Here is an 18,049-nt window from a genome sequence, read left to right as displayed (position 1 = left end):
CTTCAATGACGCAGGAAGATGCGGATGAAGATCAATCTCACCTTGCCTTTCGATCGCTTCCAGATGGGCGACGAATTCCTGGACTATGAGGCGGTCGTCGCCATGTCCCGGCTGGCCGAACGCACCGGCTATCATGCCGGCCTGGTGACGGATCATCCCTGTCCGACCGGTCGGTGGCTCGATGCCGGCGGCCATCATGCGCAGGATCCGTTCGTTCTTCTCTCCTTCGTCGGCGCGGCGACCACGACGCTCCGGCTGCAGACCGGGATTCTGGTTCTGCCCTACAGGAACCCGTTCATCACCGCGCGCTCGGTCGCCACGCTCGATCTTCTCTCGCGCGGCCGCGTCCGCCTCGGCGTCGGCACCGGTTATCTCAAGGGCGAGTATCGCGCGCTCGGTGTCGATTTCGAGCGCCGCAACGAGCTGATGGACGAATATATTCAGGCCCTGAAGACGGCCTGGACGTCCTCGGAATTCACCTTCTCGGGCTCGGGCTATGAAGCGCTCGGCAACCGCATCCACCCGCTGCCGGTGCAAAAGCCGCATCCCCCGATCCTGATCGGGGGCAACGCCAAGCGTGCCATCCGCCGCGCCGCCGAGCTCGGCGACGCCTGGAATCCCTTTCCGACGGTCAATGCGACGCTGGCCGCGACCAGCCGGACGGTCGAACTGACGACCGAGGCCGACCTTCAGGACAGTATCGACTATCTGCGCTCCCATTGCGAAACGATCGGGCGGGCCGAGCCACCGCCGGTCGAGCTTGCCGGCTGGACCGATGCTGCAACGCCGCTGTCGACGCAGGAGATGATCGACAAGATCGGTCGATATGCCACGATGGGCGTATCCGCGCTGGGGGTTCACTTTCCCGGGGAGAGCCGGTCGGAATGGTCCGATCAGGTCGAGCGCTTCGCGGACGAGGTCGTTGCCCGACTCGATGGCGGACAAGATCCTGCGGTTAGCTGAACAGCTGCCAGCCGCCGCCTTCCGCGGCAGAGCGCGTCCAGCCGCTTGATGCCCATGTCCCGCCGTCCACGTTGATGGTCACGCCGGTCACATAGCCTGCCAGTGCGGAGGCGAGGAACACCGCGACGCCGGCGCAGTCGTCCTGGGTCCCGGCGCGTCCGGCCGGAATGTAGCGTGCCTGCGCCGCCTTTCCGGCGTCGCTGAGCAGCGCGGGCGCAAAACGCGCCATGTGCTCGGTCGGCACGAGGTCGGGTGCGATGCAATTGACACGGATGTCATGCTCGGCGAGCTCGAGCGCCGCGGTGCGGGTAAAGTTGATCATGGCCGCCTTGCAGGCGGCGTAGACCGCATAGCCAGGCGCGGCGCGAAGGCCCTCGATGCTGGCGATGTTGATCACGCTGCCCGGCCGGCCTGCCGCGATCATCGCGCGGACGGCGGCCTGGGTCGTCGCCACGAGGCTCTTCAGATTAAGATCAATCTGCCGATCCGCCTGGCGGTCCGTGATGTCGACGATCGGGATCGGCCGGGTGCCGCCGGCATTGTTCACCAGGATGTCGACCCGGCCCAGGGTTTGAAGAATGTCCGCCACGGCGGCACGGGTCGCATCCCGGTCCGTCACGTCGGCGACAGTCACATGGGCCCGCCGCCCTTTCTCTTCGATCCTTGCTGCGACCTCGTCGGCAGCGGCGGCACCCACGTCGATCAGCGCCACGTCCGCGCCGAACTCCGCGAGGGCGATCGCGATCCCGCGCCCGATGCCGGAGCCACCGCCCGTGACGATCGCGACCTGATCGGTCAGCAGGATGTCGCCGCGGCGCAGAAGTGTCTGCGAGAGGGCAGGAATCATCGGGCAGGCCTTCCCGTCTAGGATCCGTCGCGCAGAAATCGGGACGGCCGACCCTCCCGGTCGCGGGACGCTTGGCAAGTCGGGCGAGCGATTCGTCCGCGGCTCCGGCCAAGTCATCGCCCCGGCGAAATCATGTCCCGGGCCGTGGGAGCCTCACCCTTCGACGACAGGCGAGGGCACAGCGGATGCGGCCTTCACGCCCGCTTCGAAAGGGAGGCCACCACCTGCAGCATGCCGGACTTCTCGATCGCATCGGACATGGGCATCGCGTCGGTCCCCGCCATCGCCGCGATCTTCGCGACGAGGGCTGCGGGATCGTCCGTCTCCAGCTCGTAGATCGTGAGCGAGGTGTAGGACGGGACGTCGAGATCGTAGACCTTCTGATAGTCGATGTTCAGCCGGCGGGCACTGACGATGCCCTCCACACGCGCGACGTCCGCGAGATGGTCGGAATCGTACCAGTCGCGAAACTCCTGATCGCGGCCTTCCTTGCCGCGACCCAGGATCACATATTCATAGCGGGCCATTGAGCCGATCCTTTCCCGTTCCTTCTCGCCGCCGGCAGCTTTCGTGCGGCTTGCGGCCCCATCTCAGGCATAATCACGCACGAATTTTTCGAACATGTCGGCCACGATGCCCAGCAGGGCGCATCCGTCGCCGTCCTCGCGCGCGGCCTCCAGACAGCCCAGACCCAATTCCCGCAGGATGATCTTCGACAGCGCGCGGACATAGGCATGCTCCGGGCCGGGCTGTTCGGCGCGAGCAAAGGCGGGGAAGCGCGCGGCGAGCGCGTCCTGGAAGGACTGGCTCACCTTCTGGACGACCGAAGGCGTGTCATGGCCGACGCCCAGACCGATCAGCAATGTCGCAGGCGTTTTCTGGCTGACGACGAACGCCACGAGATCGGCGATCCATTTGTCGATCGCGGCCCGATCGGGAACAGGTCCTGGCAGCGTCTCGATGATCCGGCCGAGACCCGCATAATAATCCAGACCGATGGCTTCGAGGATCTCGGCCTTGTCGGTGAAGTGCGAATACAGCGTCGTGCGCCGCGTGCCGGCCGCCTTTGCAATCTGCTCGAAGGTCGTCGCCGCATAGCCGTGCCGGAAGAAGAGATCGCGCGCCGCATCGCAGATGTGACCGCGCGCAAACGCCTTGCGCGCCTGCTGGAGCGACGGCGGTGCGGGTTCAACGTCGGAGGGATCGAGCATTCACTGCTTCTTACAGAGCACGCCCGTCATGTCGATAGATTGACCTTCTGACGAAGTCTCGACATGGTGTCGGAAAGAGGCGGTTTTGCTCTTAGGGCCCGCCTGCCATCGGAGAGATCATCGTGACCGACCCCTTGATGCAGCCGTTCCAGACGAAGAATCTCACCTTCAAGAATCGCATCGTCCACGCGCCCACGACGCTGAACATGTCCGATGAACGCGGATACGCGACCCGCCAGGCAGTCGGTGCCTATGAGGCGCTCGCCGCCGGCGGCTATGGCGCGGTGTGCGTGGGCGCCACCTGCGTTCGCTGGGATGGCCTGATCAACGAGCGGATGCTCGGCTTCTACGATGACACCTACACGATCAGCCATCGCGAGATCGTCGAGGTCATTCACAATAACGGGGCGCTGGCCGGCATTCAGCTCTTCTACGGCGGCCTCATTCCCGGAGTCGGCGCGACATTCCCGATCGAGCCCGGCAAGGGCTGGATCCCCGGCACCGTCTCATGGGGACCTTCCGGCAAATATCCGATCGGCAATCCCGAGCCGGGCGTCGTTCCGACCGAGGAATATGAAGATATCGTCGAATGCTTCGGGCAGGCCGCGCGCCGCGCCAAGGAAGCCGGTTATGACTATGTCTCCTATCACTTCTGTCACGGCTCGCTGCCGCACGTGACCTTGTCACTGCTCGAAAATCAGGGGCGCAACGACAAATATCAGGATCGGTTCCTGTTCTGCGAGGAGATCGTCCTGCGCGCCCAGGAACTGTGCGGAAAGGATTATCCGCAGATCCCGCGCCTGGTGTGCGATGAGAATTTCGAGGGCGGATACGACGTCGATTATTTCATCGAGCATTATGCGACGCGCCTGCATGACCTCGGCATCGACGCTCTGGACTGCACCTTCGGCTCGATGCTGCCGGCCAAGAACCGCGATCCGGAAGTCTCGTCCGGCGAGGTCATCGGCGGCGGCTTCTACGTGCCGAACATGGTGGCGCTCCCTTACATCAAGCATCTGCGCGAAGGCCTCCAGGCCAGGGGCATCGACATGCCGCTGATGGGGTCGTGCAACGTCAACACGCCCGACCAGATGCGCGCCATGATCGCGGATGGCGCGGCCGATTTCTATGCCTCCTGTCGCCAGTCGCTCGACGATCCCGATTTCCCGCGCAAGATCGCCGAAGGGCGCGAGAACGAGATCCGCAAGTCGACCCGGACCGGCGCCTCGCTGATGACGGGCAACATCTTCGCCAAGGGTATTGCGGGTTCGGCACAGAATGCCACCTTCGGCCGCAATCGCGACTATGCGCTGACCAAGACGCTCGATCCCAAGAAGGTCGCCATCGTCGGAGGCGGCTCCGGCGGCATGGAATATGCCATCACCGCCCATCAGATCGGGCATGACGTGACCATCTACGAAGCGGGCGACCAGCTCGGTGGCGTCATGGCCTGGGCCGGCAATTACAAGAACCTTCCGAACATGGAGCAGATCGCCTACCAGCCCGACTGGCACAAGCTGATGGTCGCCAAGCACGGCATTTCCGTGAAGCTCAACCAGACCGTGACGGCGGACTTCCTCAAGGGCGAGAAGCCTGACGTCGTCGTGATCGCCACCGGAGCGAAGCCCGCTTTGCCGGTGATCGAGGGCCTGGACGAGGCGCTTGCCTCCGGTGCCGCGATGCCGATCGATGACGTGCTGTCGGGCAAGACGAGCCTCGACAAGGCGCAACCGGTCCTGATCTGGGGTTCAGGCGAGGGGATCGAGCTAGCTTTGGATCTGGTCCGCTCCGGTTATCAGGTCCGGCTCATCGACCCCGCGCCCGCCTTCGTGCCGGCCGCCTATATCGGGTCGCGCGCGCGGCCGGTTCTGCGCTGGGCGGGGCAGGATGGTCTGGCGGTCGAACAGGGCGTGACGCTCGTGCGCGTCACCGATAAAGCCGCGACCTTGCGCAATGCCGATGGGCGCGAGGAAACCGCGTCCTTCGGGGCGCTGGTCGTCGCCCCGGGGCGCGTCGCCTATGACCCTCTCTCGCGCGACTTGCTGGGAAGCGGTCTGCGCGTCCAGGTCGTCGGCGATGCCCGCATCCCGCGCTCCTACGGCAACGCCATCCACGAGGCCGCCTACCTGGCCCGTCACATCTAACAAAACAGAAGGCCGGCACCGGCGAGGAGAGGCACATGTTCGATTGGCTGACAGACGATCAACGGGCGCTGCGGGACATGGCCGCCACGTTCGCGCGCAAGGAGGTGGAGCCGCTCGCGCAGCAGATCGACCGCGACGAGGCGACGCCTGACGGCCTGACCAAGGCCGCGGCCGATCTCGGCCTGTTCGGTCTGTACACCTCGCCCGATTATGGCGGGTCGGGCGCGGACATGGTCTCGGTCTGCCTCGTCAGCGAGGAAATCGCCAAGGCCAGCCCGGCCTTCGCCGGCGCGCTGACTGTCCAGATGGTGCTCTGCCCGAAAACAGTCGAGATCCTCGGCACCGAGGATCAAAAGCAGCGCATGCTCCCGCTGTCGGCCAGCGGCGAGCGCGTGATCGCTTATTCGCAAAGCGAGCCCGCCGGTGCCGCGAACATTCCCTCGCATCTGACCAAGCTTGAGCCGGACGGCGACGGCTGGCGCCTCGACGGTTCGAAGCTCTTCTGTACCCAGGCGTCAGCCAAGACCTATCTGGTCATGTGCAAGACCAAGAACCATGCCGGCGAGGAAGGCTATGGCTGCATCATCGTCGAGGCAGAGGATGAGGGCTTCGAAATCGCGCCCTACGAGCACAAGCTCGGCTGGCGCGGGACGAACACCGGCCCGATCTCGTTCAACAATATCCGTATCACCAAGGATCGCATCCTGGGCGACGTGCTGACCGGCGGTATCGCCCACCGCGCGGCCAACCATGCCAACGTGCTGGCCCATGCGGCGACTTCGCTCGGCTGCGCGCAGGGCATGCTCGACCGGACGCTCGAGCAGGTTAAGGAGCGCAAGCTTTACGGCAAGCATATGGGGGACTTGCAGCCGGTCAGCTATTGGCTCGCCGAATCCCATGCGCGGCTCTCGGCGGGCCGGGCACTGCTCTACGAAAATGCCCGCGCCCTCGAAAACGGCACGATGGCAGCGGGGATGGGCAGCGTCTGCAAGGCCTGGATCGGCGATACCGCGGTCGACATCTGCACCAAGCTCCTGCGGCTGTGGGGCGGCAGCGGGATCATGGATTCAACCGGCGTGAACCGCTTCCTGCGCGACGCCGTCGCCAAGACGATCGCGGAGGGGGCGTCCGAGATGCATTACGCAATCATCGCCAACCAGCTGATCTACGGCAAACCCTATCTCCAGCCGCCCGCAGCCTGAAGGAACCGGCTCGATGACTGACCTTTTGCGGCAACCGACGCATATTGGCGACCTGATCGCAGCGGCGCTCGGCCGTGATCGCGATCGCCTCGTCGCGATAGGCGAAGGCGGCGAACGACTGACGGCCGGCGCACTGTCCGACGGCATCAGTCGGATCGAGCAGTTTTTTCGAACGCTCGACCCTGCCCCGAAGCGCGCTGCGGTGCTGGCGCGCAATCGGCTCGATCTTCTCGCGGTCAACAACGGGATGAGCTTTGCCGGCATCGTCTTGACCGCGCTTCATCCGATGGGCGCGCTCGAGGACTATCTCTATGTCCTCGAAGATGCCGGCATCGATACGCTGGTCTATGATCCGGTCCATTATGAAGAGGTTGCGATCGCGCTGAAGGCGCGGGCGCCCGGCCTGCGGCACATCTTTTCTATGGGGGAGGGCGGCACCGGCCAGGACGTTCTCGACGCGGCCCGGGCCTTCTCGCCCCGGGCGCTTGCCGCACCCGCGACGAAGCCGTCCGACCTGATGCGCATCGCTTACTCGGGCGGCACGACCGGCAAGCCCAAGGGCATCATGGTCACGCAGGCGTCGGCGGCGACGTCGGCCTATATCCAGCAGATGACGTGGGAATGGCCCAAGGAAGTCCGCCACCTGATCTGCGCGCCGCTGAGCCACTCGGGCGCGGCCGTGCTCACGTCGATCCTCATGAATGGCGGAACGATGGTCGTCCTCCCCGGCTTCGATCCGGTCGGCGTCATGCAGGCGATCGAGGAGCACCGGATCACGTCGATCCTGATGGTGCCGACGATGGTCATCTCGTTAATCGACCATCCCCGTTTCGGTGAGTTCGATCTCTCGAGCCTTGAGGTGATCTTCTATGGCGCCTCGGCATTCCCGACCGCGCGCCTGAAGGATGCGATCGGGAAGCTCGGGCCGATCTTCTTCCAGTTTTACGGGCAGTCCGAAGCACCGATGTCGGTCACGGTCATGCGCCGCGACGAACATCTCGTGGACGACCCCATCCGGCTTGCAAGCTGCGGCCGTCCGACGCCGCTTGTGCATGTTGCTTTGCTTGATGACGACAACCAGCCGGTCGCCGACGGCCAGCCGGGAGAGATCTGCGTGCGCGGCCCGCTGTTGATGGGCGGCTATCTGAACATGCCGGAGGAGACGGCGAAGGTCTTTGAGGGCGGCTGGCTTCACACCGGCGACGTCGCGGTGCGCAGCCCCGACGGCTTCCTGCGGATCGTCGATCGCAAGAAGGACATGATCATCACCGGCGGCTTCAATGTGTTCGCCCGCGAGGTCGAGGACGCGCTGACGGAATTTCCCGGCGTTCGTGCCGCCGCCGTGATCGGCGTGCCGGATCCCAAATGGGGCGAGGCGGTCAAGGCGGTGGTGGTCTTGGAGGCCGGCGCGACGGTCGACCCGGTCGCCCTGATCGCCAGCGTCCGTGAAAAGAAGGGGGCAGTCCAGGCGCCCAAGACGGTCGAGTTCATCGACGCGCTCCCGCTCTCCCCGCTGGGCAAGCCCGACAAGAAGGCGCTGCGCGCGCGCTTCGCAACGGCCTAGGCAAGGTGCGGCGGGCGCGTCACGGGCACGCCCGCAGCGAGCCATATGATTGCCGGCCGGCCTGCGGCCCTTAGACGTCCCAGACGAGCGGCAGGTTGCGGATGGACAGAAGTCCGGGATGGACACTGGTGTCCGCGCCCGGTTTGACCCGGAAGGCGGGAATCCGCCGGAACCACTCCTCGAGCAGGATCCGCAATTCGCGTCGGGCGAGCGGCGCGCCGAGGCAGATGTGCACGCCTGCAATGAAGGTCATGTGCCGGTTCGGCTTGCGGGCCGGATCAAAGGTCCGCGGATCCGCGAAGCGCTCCGGATCGAAATTGCCGCCAGGGTTGAAGCACTGGAAGGAATCCCCGGCCTTGATCTGCTGGCCGTGCCACTCGAAATCCTGCTTCGCCCGCCGACCGGAACTCAGGATCGGCTGGGTTCGCAGGAATTCCTCGACCGCGGTCGGGATGAGCGCGCGATCGGCACGGATCCGGTCCTGGATGTCGGGCTGCAGCGCCATCCGGCGGAACATCTGGCTGATCGTCGCCGCAACCGTGTCGAGACCGCCCAGCCACAGGAACCAGACGATCCCGATTTTTTCGTCCCCCGTCAGTGGTCGGCCTTCGATCGTGCCATGAACGATCGCAGATACGAGCTTGTCATCCGGTGCTTTTTCCTTCTCGGAAATGAAACCGCGCAGGAAGTCGACGACGCCCCGCAATGCCGCGGCAATCGGTTCGAAGCTGTTCGAATGAAGGATCGCCCATTCCCATTCGAGGAACTGGTCGAACATGTCGCGGGGAAAGCCCATCAGGCCCATGAAGATCCGGACCGGATAGATGCGACCGAAATCCCAGGCGATGTCGACCTCGCCCCTATCGGCGAAGCCGTCGATCATCTCGTTGACCAGTGCGCGCATGTCGTCGTCCATCAGCTTCAGCCGGGCCGGGCCGAAATGCGGCATCAGGAACATGCGATATTTGTGATGGTCCGGCGGATCGATGGCGAGCGGGATGGACGGAAACGTCTCGCCGATCAGCGCCTGGAATTCCGCCGTCCCCTTGTTCGAGAACAGCTCATTGTCCGAATAGACCCGCTCGATATCCGCATAATGGGTGACGATCCAGCTGCCCGCCGGATGGGCGAACGGGTTGCCGGGTTCGCCGGGGACGGTCGGACTGAACAGCAGGCGCGGTATGTCGGGCCCTGAAAGCCAGCCTGACGGCGCATAAGGATCGACGAGGTCGTTCGGCACGCCGCCCAGGGCGAAACGGATATCGACAAGCCGGTCCCGGGGGACATGGTCGGGTGCGGGATGATCGACGCGCACGGCATCGAGGGTGCTCGGGTAGGTCATCATCCTGTCCTTTGCAATTGTCTCGGCGGTTGTTCGGGCGTCCGCCTTGTTCGAAGCGCTTCGCGGTCAGCCGCGCGCGACGGCCGCCTGACCTCGCGCTCAGTCCCGCTTCTTGCTCCCGATGCTTGCGATGTGCTGCTTCATCATGTCCTGATAGGCAGGCGCGAGCATCAGCGTCGAATTGGCCATGCGCTCGACCGCGGCCGCCTGGTCGGCACCCAGGTCGCGCGCCAGCTCAATCGCGATCTTCGCGGCGCCCATCATCTCGCCATTCTGCTGGGTCAGATGCCGGCAGAAGGCCATGACATCCTCCTCGAACGTCGCGTCGTCGAACACCTCGTGCACCAGCCCCATCGTCAGCGCCTGTGCGGCGGATGCAGGCTTGTTGGCCATGATCAGATATCGCGCCCAATGTGCGCCCACGACGCGCACCAGCCTCGAAACGCCGTTTGTGGCCGGCAGCACACCGAACTTGGCCTCCGGAAACGCATAGCTTGCCGACGCCGTCGCGAGCCGGAAGTCGCAGGACAGCGACAGCTCGAGGCTTCCGCCCACGCAAGCGCCCTGGTGCGCGACCACGAACGGCTTCTCGATATGCTCGATCTCGTCCCAGATGGACCGCATACGGAGGCGGCGATGCATTTCCCGGATCCCGGAACCCGTATCCGGAAGCGCCCCGCCGCCGCCTTCCTTCAGGTCGGCGCCCGAGGAGAAATAGCGCCCCGTCGCCCGGATGAGCATCACCTTGAGCGCGGGCGTGTCCCGGAAATGCTCGACGGCTTCGCCAAGCAGTCCGATTAGCGACGTGGAGAGGGCATTGTACTTTTCCGGGCGATTGAAAGTCGCGATGAGGATGCCATCGCTCTCGTCGACCAGCAGGTGAGGGGCGTCGGTCATCGTCGGTCCTTTCTCGATCGTCCTTCGCACCGAAGGCGCAGCTGCGGGGCCCGTCCGACGATCACGGCGTGAAGCCTCGCGCACGTCGGCGCTGGCAGCCGGTCGCACCTTCGCCGATCCTCGCCGACATCCGGTGCCGCCCTCCGGCGCTGCCCGCCGTCGCTTATCGGGGCGGCCAGCTCTGGGTGCCGTCCTCGTCGAGGACGACGATGATGCGCTCGGGACAGGCCCGCGCGCCGTTGCGTGCCAGCTTTTCCTCGCCTTCGACGACCTCGAACCCTTCGGTGGCGACATAGCCTTCGGCATCGAGCGGATAGAGATGATCGGCGACGGCGTGGCAGCGGGCATTGCCCACGCACTGTGCCTTTTCGATCCTGATCTTCATGGATTGATCCTTCTCCTGCGCGCAAGCGACTGCACGCCTGGCCGGTCCTGCCCGTATCGCGCGGTAGAGCGCAGCCGCCGCCGGTGATCAAGGCTTGGGCGGCGCTTGCAGTCGGGCATCGACGAGCCAAATCGCAGGGGCGGTATTGTAGGGCGCTCGGCTTGAATGCGCCCGGCTTTGTGCCGACACTCTCGCCCTGTCAGCAATGCACCACCGGCAATCCGTTTGCGCGGCACATGCGCTGGTGAGGAGGATCCTGATTCATGACTGCCCTGAGCCCGGCCGTGCCGACCCCCGAGCATGTCCCGCCCGCTGCGATCTACGACTTCGACATGTTTCTCGATCCCGCCTTGCTGGCCGATCCGCATGAGCGGATCCGCGAGCTGGTCCGTGAAGCGCCGCCGGTGTTCTGGACGCCGCGCAACGGCGGCCATTGGACGGTGATCGGCCACAAGGAGAATTATGCCGCCTCGCGCGACACCGAGACCTTCTCCAGCGAGGTCATGACGCGCGACGAGATGGCGGCGATGAAGCCGCACATCCTGGCCGCCATGCCCGGGGCCACCCATCTGCCGCTGCCGACGCCCATCAACATGGATCCGCCGGATCATACTCGCTTCCGAGCGCCGCTGAACACGGCCTTCTCGCCCAAGGCGATGATGGCGCGGAAGGAGGAGGTCCGTGCGCTTGCCAACGAGCTGATCGATGCGGTGATCGCGCAGGGGCATTGCGATTTCATCCCGGCGATTGCCGAGCCGCTGCCGGTGCAGGTGTTCCTCAAGCTGATGGGCCTCCCGATCGAGCGGATGGGCGAGTTTCGTGAGCTCGTGCACGAATTCCTGGCGCCGATGGAGACGCCGCTCGACCCGCTGTTCCGGATGCGCAAGGTCGCCGAGGCGATGCGCCCCGAGCTCGAGGCACGCCGCGACGCGCCCAAGAGCGATCTGATCTCGCTGTTGTGGAGCACCGAGATCGACGGCAAGCCGATGACGTATGAGACGATGGAGGACTTCGGTGTCCTCCTGTTCATCGCCGGCCTGGACACCGTGATCAACGGCATGGGCTACGGCATCCGCCATCTGGCGATGAACCCGGACTTCCAGAACGAGCTGCGCGCCAATCCCAAGCGCATCACCGAAGCCGCGGAGGAATTGCTCCGGCGCTATACTTTCACCGTGCCGACCCGCCGGATCGCCAAGGATGCCGAATTTGCGGGATGGCAGATGAAGACCGGCGACAGGCTGATGCTCTTCCTGCCGGCCGCCGACCTCGATCCGCGCGAATTCGCCGAACCGGAGCGTTTCAGCCTCGAACGCGAGAACAATGTGCATATCGCCTTCGGCGTCGGCCCGCACCGCTGCCTCGGCTCGCACCTGGCGCGCATCGAGCTGCAGGTCATCTACGAGCAGATGCTGGCGCGCCTGCCGACCTTCCGCATCGACGGCACCAAGCCGATGAAATTCCACGGAGGCAACATCATCGCCATCGACTCGCTGCCGCTGCGCTGGGACTGACACCGTGAGCGGTTCCCGCCTGCTGCCGCAGCTCGGTCCCGACAACCGGTTCTTCTGGACCGGCGGGGCCGACGGGCAGCTGCGCCTTCTCCAGTGCGAAGCCTGTGACACGTTCATTCATCCGCCCCGGCCGATCTGTCCGACCTGTCTGTCGGAAGCGGTGGCACCGCGCGTCGTGGCCGGAACGGGCGTGATCGACAGCTACACGATCAATCGCCAGAAATGGCACCCGGCGATGGAGGTGCCGTTCGTGTTCGCGCGCATCGCGATCGACGGCGCGCCCGGCGTCATCCTGTCGACCAACATCGTCGGTTCGCCCGTCGACGCGGTCGAGATCGGCGACCGGGTCCGGGTCGTGTTCGAACAGCAGGACGACGTCTTCCTGCCCTTGTTCGAAAAGGTCGGTTGAGTGGCGACCGAAGCCTTCGTCACCGGCATCGGCCAATCGCAGATCGGTGTCCGCCTCGAGCGGCATCCGCTGCTGCTGACCATCGACGCGATCCGCGAGGCCCTGGACGAATCCGGGCTGACGCTTTCGGATATCGACGGGCTGTCGACCTATCCGGGCAAGACCGCCGCGCCGCCCGGCTACTCGCCGGTCGGCACCGAGGATGTCATGGACGCGCTGCGCCTGCCGATCCGGTGGTATTCGGGCGGGGGCGAGATCAGCTCGCAGCTTGGTGCGATCGTAGCCGCGGTCGCGGCGGTGAAGGCCGACCTCGCCCGCCACGTCATCTGTTTCCGGACGGTCTACGAGGCCGCCGCTCTGTCCCGTCCGCAAGACTATCCGCAGCCGCGCGGCAACGGCCGCATCGATGGCTTTCCGCAGTGGGTCATGCCGTTCAACGCGCTGTCCGCGTCGAACTGGATCGCCCAATATGCGATGAAGCATGTCAAGAAATATGGCCTGACGCGTGAACAGCTCGCCCAGATCGCGCTGACCGATCGCAAGCACGCTTTGCTTAATCCCCGGGCGCTCGTCCGCGAGCCGCTGTCGATGGATCAATATCTGGAGGCGCGGATGATCTCGGATCCGCTGTGCCTGTATGATTGCGACCGCTTCACCGACGCCTCCACGGTCCTCATCGTCTCGGCCGGCGATGCGCTGGGCGACGTCAAATGCCGGCCGGTCCGCATCGCCGCGAGCGCGCATGCCGCCGAGCGCTACAGCTGGGACCAGCCCGACGTGATGGCGTCCTATGCCACGGGCCGCGAGCTGTGGAAGAACACCGATTATCAGCCGAAGGATGTCGACACCGTCCAATTCTATGACGGGTTCAGCTTCCTCGCGCTGACCTGGTTCGAATCCCTCGGCTTCTGCGCGCCGGGAGAGGGCGGCGCTTTCATCGAGGGCGGCGCGCGGATCGCGCTCGACGGCGAGCTGCCGATGAACACGTTCGGCGGACAGCTGGGGGCAGGGCGCCTACACGGCTTCGGCTTCGCCCACGAGGCGATCGTGCAATTGCGCGGCCTGGGCGGAGACCGCCAGATTGCGGGCGATCCGAAGGTCGCGATCGCGACATCGGGCGGCGGACCGCTCGCGACCGCTCTGCTGTTCGCGAGGGACATGTGATGCGCATGGCCGAGACCGGCTATCGCCGGCGCATTCTCATCGAACCCGCACCGGGGCGCGTCGTCGCCGAGCTGGAAGACGATTATCATCGCATGGTCGTCGCGCTCGATCATCACGACGGCGTCGTGACGCGGGTCGAAAGCGACATGAAGCGCGGTCCCTGGACAAGCTGTCCCGGCGCCATGGACACGCTCGAGCAGACCTTCGTCGGGACAACGCTCGCCGACTTCGTGGCGCGCGGCGACAAGACGCTCAACTGCACCCATCTCTACGATCTGAGCCTGTTCGCCGCCGCCCACGCGCATGACGAGGCGGCGACCGCCTACGATATCGTCGTCACCGACGCGGTCGACACCGTCCGCTGTGCGCGGCTCGCCCGCAACGGCGTGCCCCTGCTCGAATGGCATCTCGAGGGCGATCTCTTTCGGTTTCCGGCGGATCTGGCAGGCACCCGCCTCCACGCGCTCGGACCCTGGATCGCGGGGCTCGACAAGGCCGGGGCGGAAGCCTGGCGCATCCTGCGCTGGGCAACCATCATCGCGCAGGGCCGCGGCATGGACATTCCGGCCGGTCTGCCCGCGACCGCTTTCGCCAGCGGCGCCTGTTTCACCTTCCAGCCGGAGACCGCAGGCCGGTCCTTCCGTCGCCCGGGCGCCGACATCGATTTCAGCGCGCCCGGCCTGGAGCCCATGGCCGATCGGGCTGCCCGTTTCAACCGATCCGACGCGATTTGAATAACAGGAGGTCTGTATGAAGATGGAAGATATGGTGCTGATCAGCGTAGACGATCACATCACCGAACCCGGCACCATGTATGACCAGCATCTCTCGGGAGAAGCCCTGGCGACGGCGCCCAAATTGCTCACCCTCGCCGACGGCACCAACCTGTGGGAATATCAGGGCAAGAAGATCCCGTCGGTCGGCCTCAACGCCGTCGTCGGTCGCCCGCCCGAGGAATATGGGATGGAGCCGACCTCCTTCGAGCAGCTACGCGCCGGCTGCTATGACGTGCACGAGCGCGTCAAGGACATGAACATCAACGGCATGGCCGCCTCGCTCAACTTCGCCAGCTATCCCAGCATCGATGGCGGCCTTTTTATTGCGGCCGAGGATAAGGCGCAGGCCCTCACGCACCTGCGCGGCTACAATGACTGGCATGTCGACGAATGGTGCGGCGCCTATCCAGGGCGGTTCATCCCCTGCGGCTTGCTTCCGGTTTGGGACATGGATGCGACCGTGGCCGAGCTCAGGCGCCTGGCCGACAAGGGTTGCCACGCGGTGTCGATCAACGAGAATCCGACCGTCCGCAAGCTGCCCAGCATCCACAATACCTATTGGGAGCCGCTCTACCGGACCGCGGCCGAGATCGGCACGACGCTCTGCCTGCATATCGGCGGCGGCAACGCCTCGCCGCACGCATCGATGGAAACGCCGATCGAGGCCTGGATCACGACCATGCCGCTCGCCGTGTCGGTGGGCGCGGCCGACTGGCTCAACCTGGCGGCCCTGGGGCGCTATCCGAGCCTGCGCATCGCTTTGTCCGAGAGCGGCATCGGCTGGATCCCGTATTTGATGGAGCGCGCGGACTTCAGCCACAAGCAGCACAAGGCGTGGACGCATTCGGACTCGATCTTCGCCGGCAAGAAGCCGAGCGAAGTTTTCCGTCAACATTTCACGAGCTGCTTCATCGACGATGCGTTCGGCCTCAAGAATATCGACGAGATCGGCGAGGACAATATCTGTTACGAATGCGACTATCCGCATTCGGATACTTTGTGGCCGAATGCTCCGGAGTTTCTCTGGGAAACGATCAAGCATCTTCCCGAGCGGCAGATCCAGAAGATCACGCATGAAAATGCCATGCGCGACTTCACCTTCGATCCCTTCGCGCATCACAAGAAGGAAGACCTGACCGTCGCGGCACTTCGGGCGAAGGCGGCCGAACAGGGCGTCGACGTTTCGGTCAAGTCGAGCGGCGGCGCGGCCCCGCTGGCCGCTGGCGAAGCCCAGCGTCCGGTCACGTCCGGCGACATCGTCCAGATGTTCATGAAGCACGCCGAGGCCGCCTGAGCCCATGCGGGTGTGGGGGGACGAAGCCGCCCTCCCACACCCGCAGCCCGCTGCGGTCGTTCAGGCGACCTGGCCTTGTCAGCATCCGGGCACGGTCCGGTCCGCCCCGCGAAGCATCGCGCCCGCGGTGTTGCAGCCGAGCGCTGGCGGCGCTTCGGCCGCTCTTCTAGGCAATCGATGCTTGCGACCGCCAGGCAGACCAAGCGGATAGAACAGGCGGGAGGCGAGGATGACAGCATCCGCACGGCAGGAATGGGCGGCAGGCTGGCCGCTGCCTCTTCTGGGGATGTTCGGCATCGCCGGTGCTGCGACCATGGGCTATTCGAGCGGCGTCTTCATGTCGGCGATGGTCAGCGAATTCCACTGGAGCCGGGCGCAATTCTCGTCGGCCTTCACGGTGCAGATGATCGTGGGCCTGGTCGTGGGGCCCTATGTCGGTCGCGTCATCGACAAGGTGGGGCCGCGCCGAGTCGCCCTGTTCGGCGTCCTGGCCTTTCTTCCCGGTTTCTCGGTCCTGGGGCTCGCCAATGGCGTGCCGTGGCAATGGTGGCTGCTGGGCGTCGTCCAGGCCGTCTGTACGACGGCGATCGGACCTCCGACGTGGCTGGCGGCGATCACCCCGCGGTTCAATGTCTCGCGCGGACTGGCCTTGTCGGTGGCCCTGGCCGGCGTTGGCGTCGGCACCGCGATCTGGCCGGTCCTGGCCGCCTTCCTCGTCGAACATATCGGCTGGCGCGCCACGTTTCCCGCGCTGGCGTGCATCTGGGGCGTCGTGATGGTGCCCGCGACCTTCCTCTTCTTCAAGGACAGGCCGACCCCGGCCGGCAGCGGTCTCCCTGCCGTAGCCGAGCCGATCGTTCCTTCGGCGCCCGGTCAATATTGGCGCGCGCTGCGCTCGCGCAGCTTCGTCTTCATCGCGCTCGCCGGTGGCCTCTATGTCAGCATGTCCTATGCGATGATCCTGCATGCCGTCCCGCTGCTCCAGGCGGGGGGCCTCACGCTCGGGGCCGCAGCGCGGCTCGCCGGCATTGCCGGCCTCTGCTCGATCATCGGGCGGCTCTGCACGGGAGTCCTGCTCGACCGCTTTCCCGCCCGCTCCATCGCCATCGTCGTCTTCCTCCTGCCGTTCGTGGTCAGCCTGCTGCTGCGGTTCGGGGCGGGATCCTGGGAGGCGTCGCTGGCGGCGGTCATCCTCCTCGGCCTCTCGGCCGGCGCGGAGACCGATGTCGTGGTCTATACCGCCTCCCGGCGGTTCGACCGGGCCGTGATGGCCTCGCTCTTCGCGACGATCTTCGCCTTGTTCTCGGTCTTCGCGGCCGCCGGGCCCTTGCTCGCCTCCGCCTTGTTCGACGCCACCAAATCCTATGACGGCTTCCTGATGCTGGTCGGACCGGTGGTGCTCGTCGCGACGATCCTGATGGCGGTCATGCTGTCGCCGCGCGCGCAGCCTGCGGTCGCTTTGTGACCATCGCCGCCCGAGGACGCGCGCCCGCCGCCGACTTCGCCACCCGGATCCCGTAACGCCAAGGTCTCGACATGCCCAACGCTGCACCGACACAAGATGTTGTCCTCTACGAGGAGCTGACGCCCCATATCGCGCTCGTGACGCTCAATCGGCCGGAGAAGCGCAACGCCGTCAATCCAGCCTTGTCCGAGGCGCTGGAGGCCATCGTCCGGCGGATCGAGGCGGATCCCGCCATCCGCGTCGCGATCCTCACGTCCAGTTTCGACCGCGTATTCTGCGCAGGTGCGGATCTCCAGGCGATCGCCGCCGGGCAGGGGAAGGGGACCGAGACCGCCGCCGGCGGCTTTGCCGGCTTCGTCTACGCTCTTCGCAAGACCCCTTGGATCGCCGAGGTCGAAGGGCTCGCGCTGGGCGGCGGCTTCGAACTCGCTCTGGCGTGCGACATGATCGTCGCGTCGGAAAGCGCCCGGTTCGGGCTGCCAGAGGCCAAGCGGGGTCTGCTTGCCAATGCGGGCGGCCTGCACAGGATCGGGGCGGTGCTGCCACGCAACCTCGCCCACGAGATGATCGCCACCGGCGAACCGATCGATGCCGCGCGCGCCTATCATTTCGGCCTGGTCAACCGGGTGGCACCGCCTGGGGGCACGCGCGCGGCGGCGCTGGACCTGGCCGAGCTCGTCGCGGCCAACGCGCCTCTGGCGGTCCAATATGCGCTGCAGGGGGCGAAGATGGCGGCCGCCCAGCCGGAAGCCTTCGGTCGTGTCATCGCGACCGAGCGCTTCACCGCCCTTCGCGCGACGCAGGATTATGAGGAAGGCCCGCGCGCCTTCCTCGAAAAACGTACACCGGTCTGGACCGGGCGATAAGCAGGC

Annotated in this window: 17 protein-coding genes; 11 read left to right on the top strand and 6 right to left on the bottom strand. The window is 65.6% G+C overall.

The genetic code is table 11. The features are described 5' to 3' along the window. Positions 1–24: 24 nt before the first annotated feature. Positions 25–963, top strand: a complete 939-nt coding sequence (locus Q4F19_RS08830; protein WP_303541657.1) for an LLM class F420-dependent oxidoreductase — start codon at positions 25–27, stop codon at positions 961–963. Here the strand turns inward: Q4F19_RS08830 and Q4F19_RS08825 are convergent. The 3 genes from Q4F19_RS08825 to Q4F19_RS08815 form a co-directional block, all read right to left on the bottom strand. Beyond that, positions 956–1,810 carry an SDR family NAD(P)-dependent oxidoreductase gene (locus Q4F19_RS08825; RefSeq protein WP_303541656.1) on the bottom strand — a complete coding sequence of 285 codons (855 nt, stop codon included), beginning with the start codon at positions 1,808–1,810 and terminating at the stop codon, positions 956–958. The two genes, Q4F19_RS08830 and Q4F19_RS08825, sit on opposite strands and share 8 nt — an antisense overlap. 194 nt (positions 1,811–2,004) lie before the next feature. Continuing rightward, complete coding sequence (locus Q4F19_RS08820) at positions 2,005–2,337, bottom strand: 5-oxoprolinase subunit B family protein (RefSeq protein ID WP_303541655.1); 333 nt, start codon at positions 2,335–2,337, stop codon at positions 2,005–2,007. A 63-nt stretch (positions 2,338–2,400) separates the two neighbouring features. Beyond that, positions 2,401–3,021, bottom strand: a complete 621-nt coding sequence (locus Q4F19_RS08815) for a TetR/AcrR family transcriptional regulator (RefSeq protein ID WP_303541653.1) — start codon at positions 3,019–3,021, stop codon at positions 2,401–2,403. 122 nt (positions 3,022–3,143) lie between these two features. On the opposite strand from Q4F19_RS08815, the gene Q4F19_RS08810 reads away from it, so the two are divergent. Genes Q4F19_RS08810 through Q4F19_RS08800 form a run of 3 tightly spaced genes read left to right on the top strand, consistent with a single transcriptional unit; the run spans position 3,144 to position 7,931 of the window. Continuing rightward, positions 3,144–5,165, top strand: a complete 2,022-nt coding sequence (locus Q4F19_RS08810; RefSeq protein ID WP_303541651.1) for an oxidoreductase — start codon at positions 3,144–3,146, stop codon at positions 5,163–5,165. A 35-nt stretch (positions 5,166–5,200) separates the two neighbouring features. Next, a complete protein-coding gene (locus Q4F19_RS08805) occupies positions 5,201–6,367 on the top strand; it encodes an acyl-CoA dehydrogenase family protein (protein ID WP_303541649.1) in 1,167 nt (388 codons plus the stop codon). A gap of 13 nt (positions 6,368–6,380) precedes the next feature. Further along, entirely contained in the window at positions 6,381–7,931 is a 1,551-nt protein-coding gene (locus Q4F19_RS08800) for an AMP-binding protein (protein ID WP_303541647.1), read from the top strand. Between the two features lie 70 nt (positions 7,932–8,001). Here Q4F19_RS08800 and Q4F19_RS08795 read toward each other — a convergent pair whose 3' ends face one another. The 3 genes from Q4F19_RS08795 to Q4F19_RS08785 form a co-directional block, all read right to left on the bottom strand. Beyond that, a complete protein-coding gene (locus tag Q4F19_RS08795; protein ID WP_303541645.1) occupies positions 8,002–9,273 on the bottom strand; it encodes a cytochrome P450 in 1,272 nt (423 codons plus the stop codon). Positions 9,274–9,372: 99 nt separating this feature from the next. Beyond that, entirely contained in the window at positions 9,373–10,170 is a 798-nt protein-coding gene (locus Q4F19_RS08790; RefSeq protein ID WP_303541643.1) for an enoyl-CoA hydratase/isomerase family protein, read from the bottom strand. Between the two features lie 163 nt (positions 10,171–10,333). Then, positions 10,334–10,555 (bottom strand): ferredoxin, encoded by a 222-nt coding sequence (locus Q4F19_RS08785; protein WP_303541641.1) that lies wholly within the window; start codon positions 10,553–10,555, stop codon positions 10,334–10,336. Positions 10,556–10,818: 263 nt separating this feature from the next. Between Q4F19_RS08785 and Q4F19_RS08780 the strand changes: the two genes are divergently transcribed. The 7 genes from Q4F19_RS08780 (at position 10,819) to Q4F19_RS08750 (ending at position 18,043) form a co-directional block, all read left to right on the top strand. After that, a complete protein-coding gene (locus Q4F19_RS08780) occupies positions 10,819–12,069 on the top strand; it encodes a cytochrome P450 (RefSeq protein WP_303541640.1) in 1,251 nt (416 codons plus the stop codon). A gap of 4 nt (positions 12,070–12,073) precedes the next feature. Next, positions 12,074–12,478: a Zn-ribbon domain-containing OB-fold protein gene (locus tag Q4F19_RS08775; RefSeq protein WP_303541638.1), complete on the top strand. Its 405-nt coding sequence runs from the start codon at positions 12,074–12,076 to the stop codon at positions 12,476–12,478. Then, the gene (locus Q4F19_RS08770) at positions 12,479–13,642 is read left to right on the top strand and encodes a thiolase family protein (RefSeq protein ID WP_303541636.1); all 1,164 of its coding nucleotides are present in this window, start codon (positions 12,479–12,481) and stop codon (positions 13,640–13,642) included. Next, positions 13,642–14,376 (top strand): DUF2889 domain-containing protein, encoded by a 735-nt coding sequence (locus Q4F19_RS08765; protein ID WP_303541634.1) that lies wholly within the window; start codon positions 13,642–13,644, stop codon positions 14,374–14,376. The genes Q4F19_RS08770 and Q4F19_RS08765 overlap by 1 nt, the downstream gene beginning before the upstream one ends. A gap of 16 nt (positions 14,377–14,392) precedes the next feature. Beyond that, entirely contained in the window at positions 14,393–15,712 is a 1,320-nt protein-coding gene (locus Q4F19_RS08760) for an amidohydrolase family protein (protein WP_303541633.1), read from the top strand. Positions 15,713–15,941: 229 nt separating this feature from the next. Then, a complete protein-coding gene (locus tag Q4F19_RS08755) occupies positions 15,942–17,177 on the top strand; it encodes an MFS transporter (protein WP_303541630.1) in 1,236 nt (411 codons plus the stop codon). A gap of 71 nt (positions 17,178–17,248) precedes the next feature. After that, positions 17,249–18,043: an enoyl-CoA hydratase-related protein gene (locus Q4F19_RS08750; protein ID WP_303541627.1), complete on the top strand. Its 795-nt coding sequence runs from the start codon at positions 17,249–17,251 to the stop codon at positions 18,041–18,043. Positions 18,044–18,049: the final 6 nt, after the last annotated feature.

Origin of the sequence: Sphingomonas natans (assembly GCF_030546695.1) — a bacterium.
Classification (GTDB): Bacteria; Pseudomonadota; Alphaproteobacteria; order Sphingomonadales; family Sphingomonadaceae; genus Sphingomonas_I; species Sphingomonas_I natans.
Note: the sequence above shows the minus strand (reverse complement) of the source record. Positions and strands in the feature narration are given on the sequence as shown.

Coding starts and splice junctions, on each gene's coding strand:
- Q4F19_RS08830 (WP_303541657.1), top strand. CDS start 25: ATGAAGATCAATCTCACCTTGCCTTTCGATCGCTTCCAGATGGGCGAC.
- Q4F19_RS08825 (WP_303541656.1), bottom strand. CDS start 1,810: ATGATTCCTGCCCTCTCGCAGACACTTCTGCGCCGCGGCGACATCCTG.
- Q4F19_RS08820 (WP_303541655.1), bottom strand. CDS start 2,337: ATGGCCCGCTATGAATATGTGATCCTGGGTCGCGGCAAGGAAGGCCGC.
- Q4F19_RS08815 (WP_303541653.1), bottom strand. CDS start 3,021: ATGCTCGATCCCTCCGACGTTGAACCCGCACCGCCGTCGCTCCAGCAG.
- Q4F19_RS08805 (WP_303541649.1), top strand. CDS start 5,201: ATGTTCGATTGGCTGACAGACGATCAACGGGCGCTGCGGGACATGGCC.
- Q4F19_RS08800 (WP_303541647.1), top strand. CDS start 6,381: ATGACTGACCTTTTGCGGCAACCGACGCATATTGGCGACCTGATCGCA.
- Q4F19_RS08795 (WP_303541645.1), bottom strand. CDS start 9,273: ATGACCTACCCGAGCACCCTCGATGCCGTGCGCGTCGATCATCCCGCA.
- Q4F19_RS08790 (WP_303541643.1), bottom strand. CDS start 10,170: ATGACCGACGCCCCTCACCTGCTGGTCGACGAGAGCGATGGCATCCTC.
- Q4F19_RS08785 (WP_303541641.1), bottom strand. CDS start 10,555: ATGAAGATCAGGATCGAAAAGGCACAGTGCGTGGGCAATGCCCGCTGC.
- Q4F19_RS08780 (WP_303541640.1), top strand. CDS start 10,819: ATGACTGCCCTGAGCCCGGCCGTGCCGACCCCCGAGCATGTCCCGCCC.
- Q4F19_RS08765 (WP_303541634.1), top strand. CDS start 13,642: ATGCGCATGGCCGAGACCGGCTATCGCCGGCGCATTCTCATCGAACCC.
- Q4F19_RS08760 (WP_303541633.1), top strand. CDS start 14,393: ATGAAGATGGAAGATATGGTGCTGATCAGCGTAGACGATCACATCACC.
- Q4F19_RS08755 (WP_303541630.1), top strand. CDS start 15,942: ATGACAGCATCCGCACGGCAGGAATGGGCGGCAGGCTGGCCGCTGCCT.
- Q4F19_RS08750 (WP_303541627.1), top strand. CDS start 17,249: ATGCCCAACGCTGCACCGACACAAGATGTTGTCCTCTACGAGGAGCTG.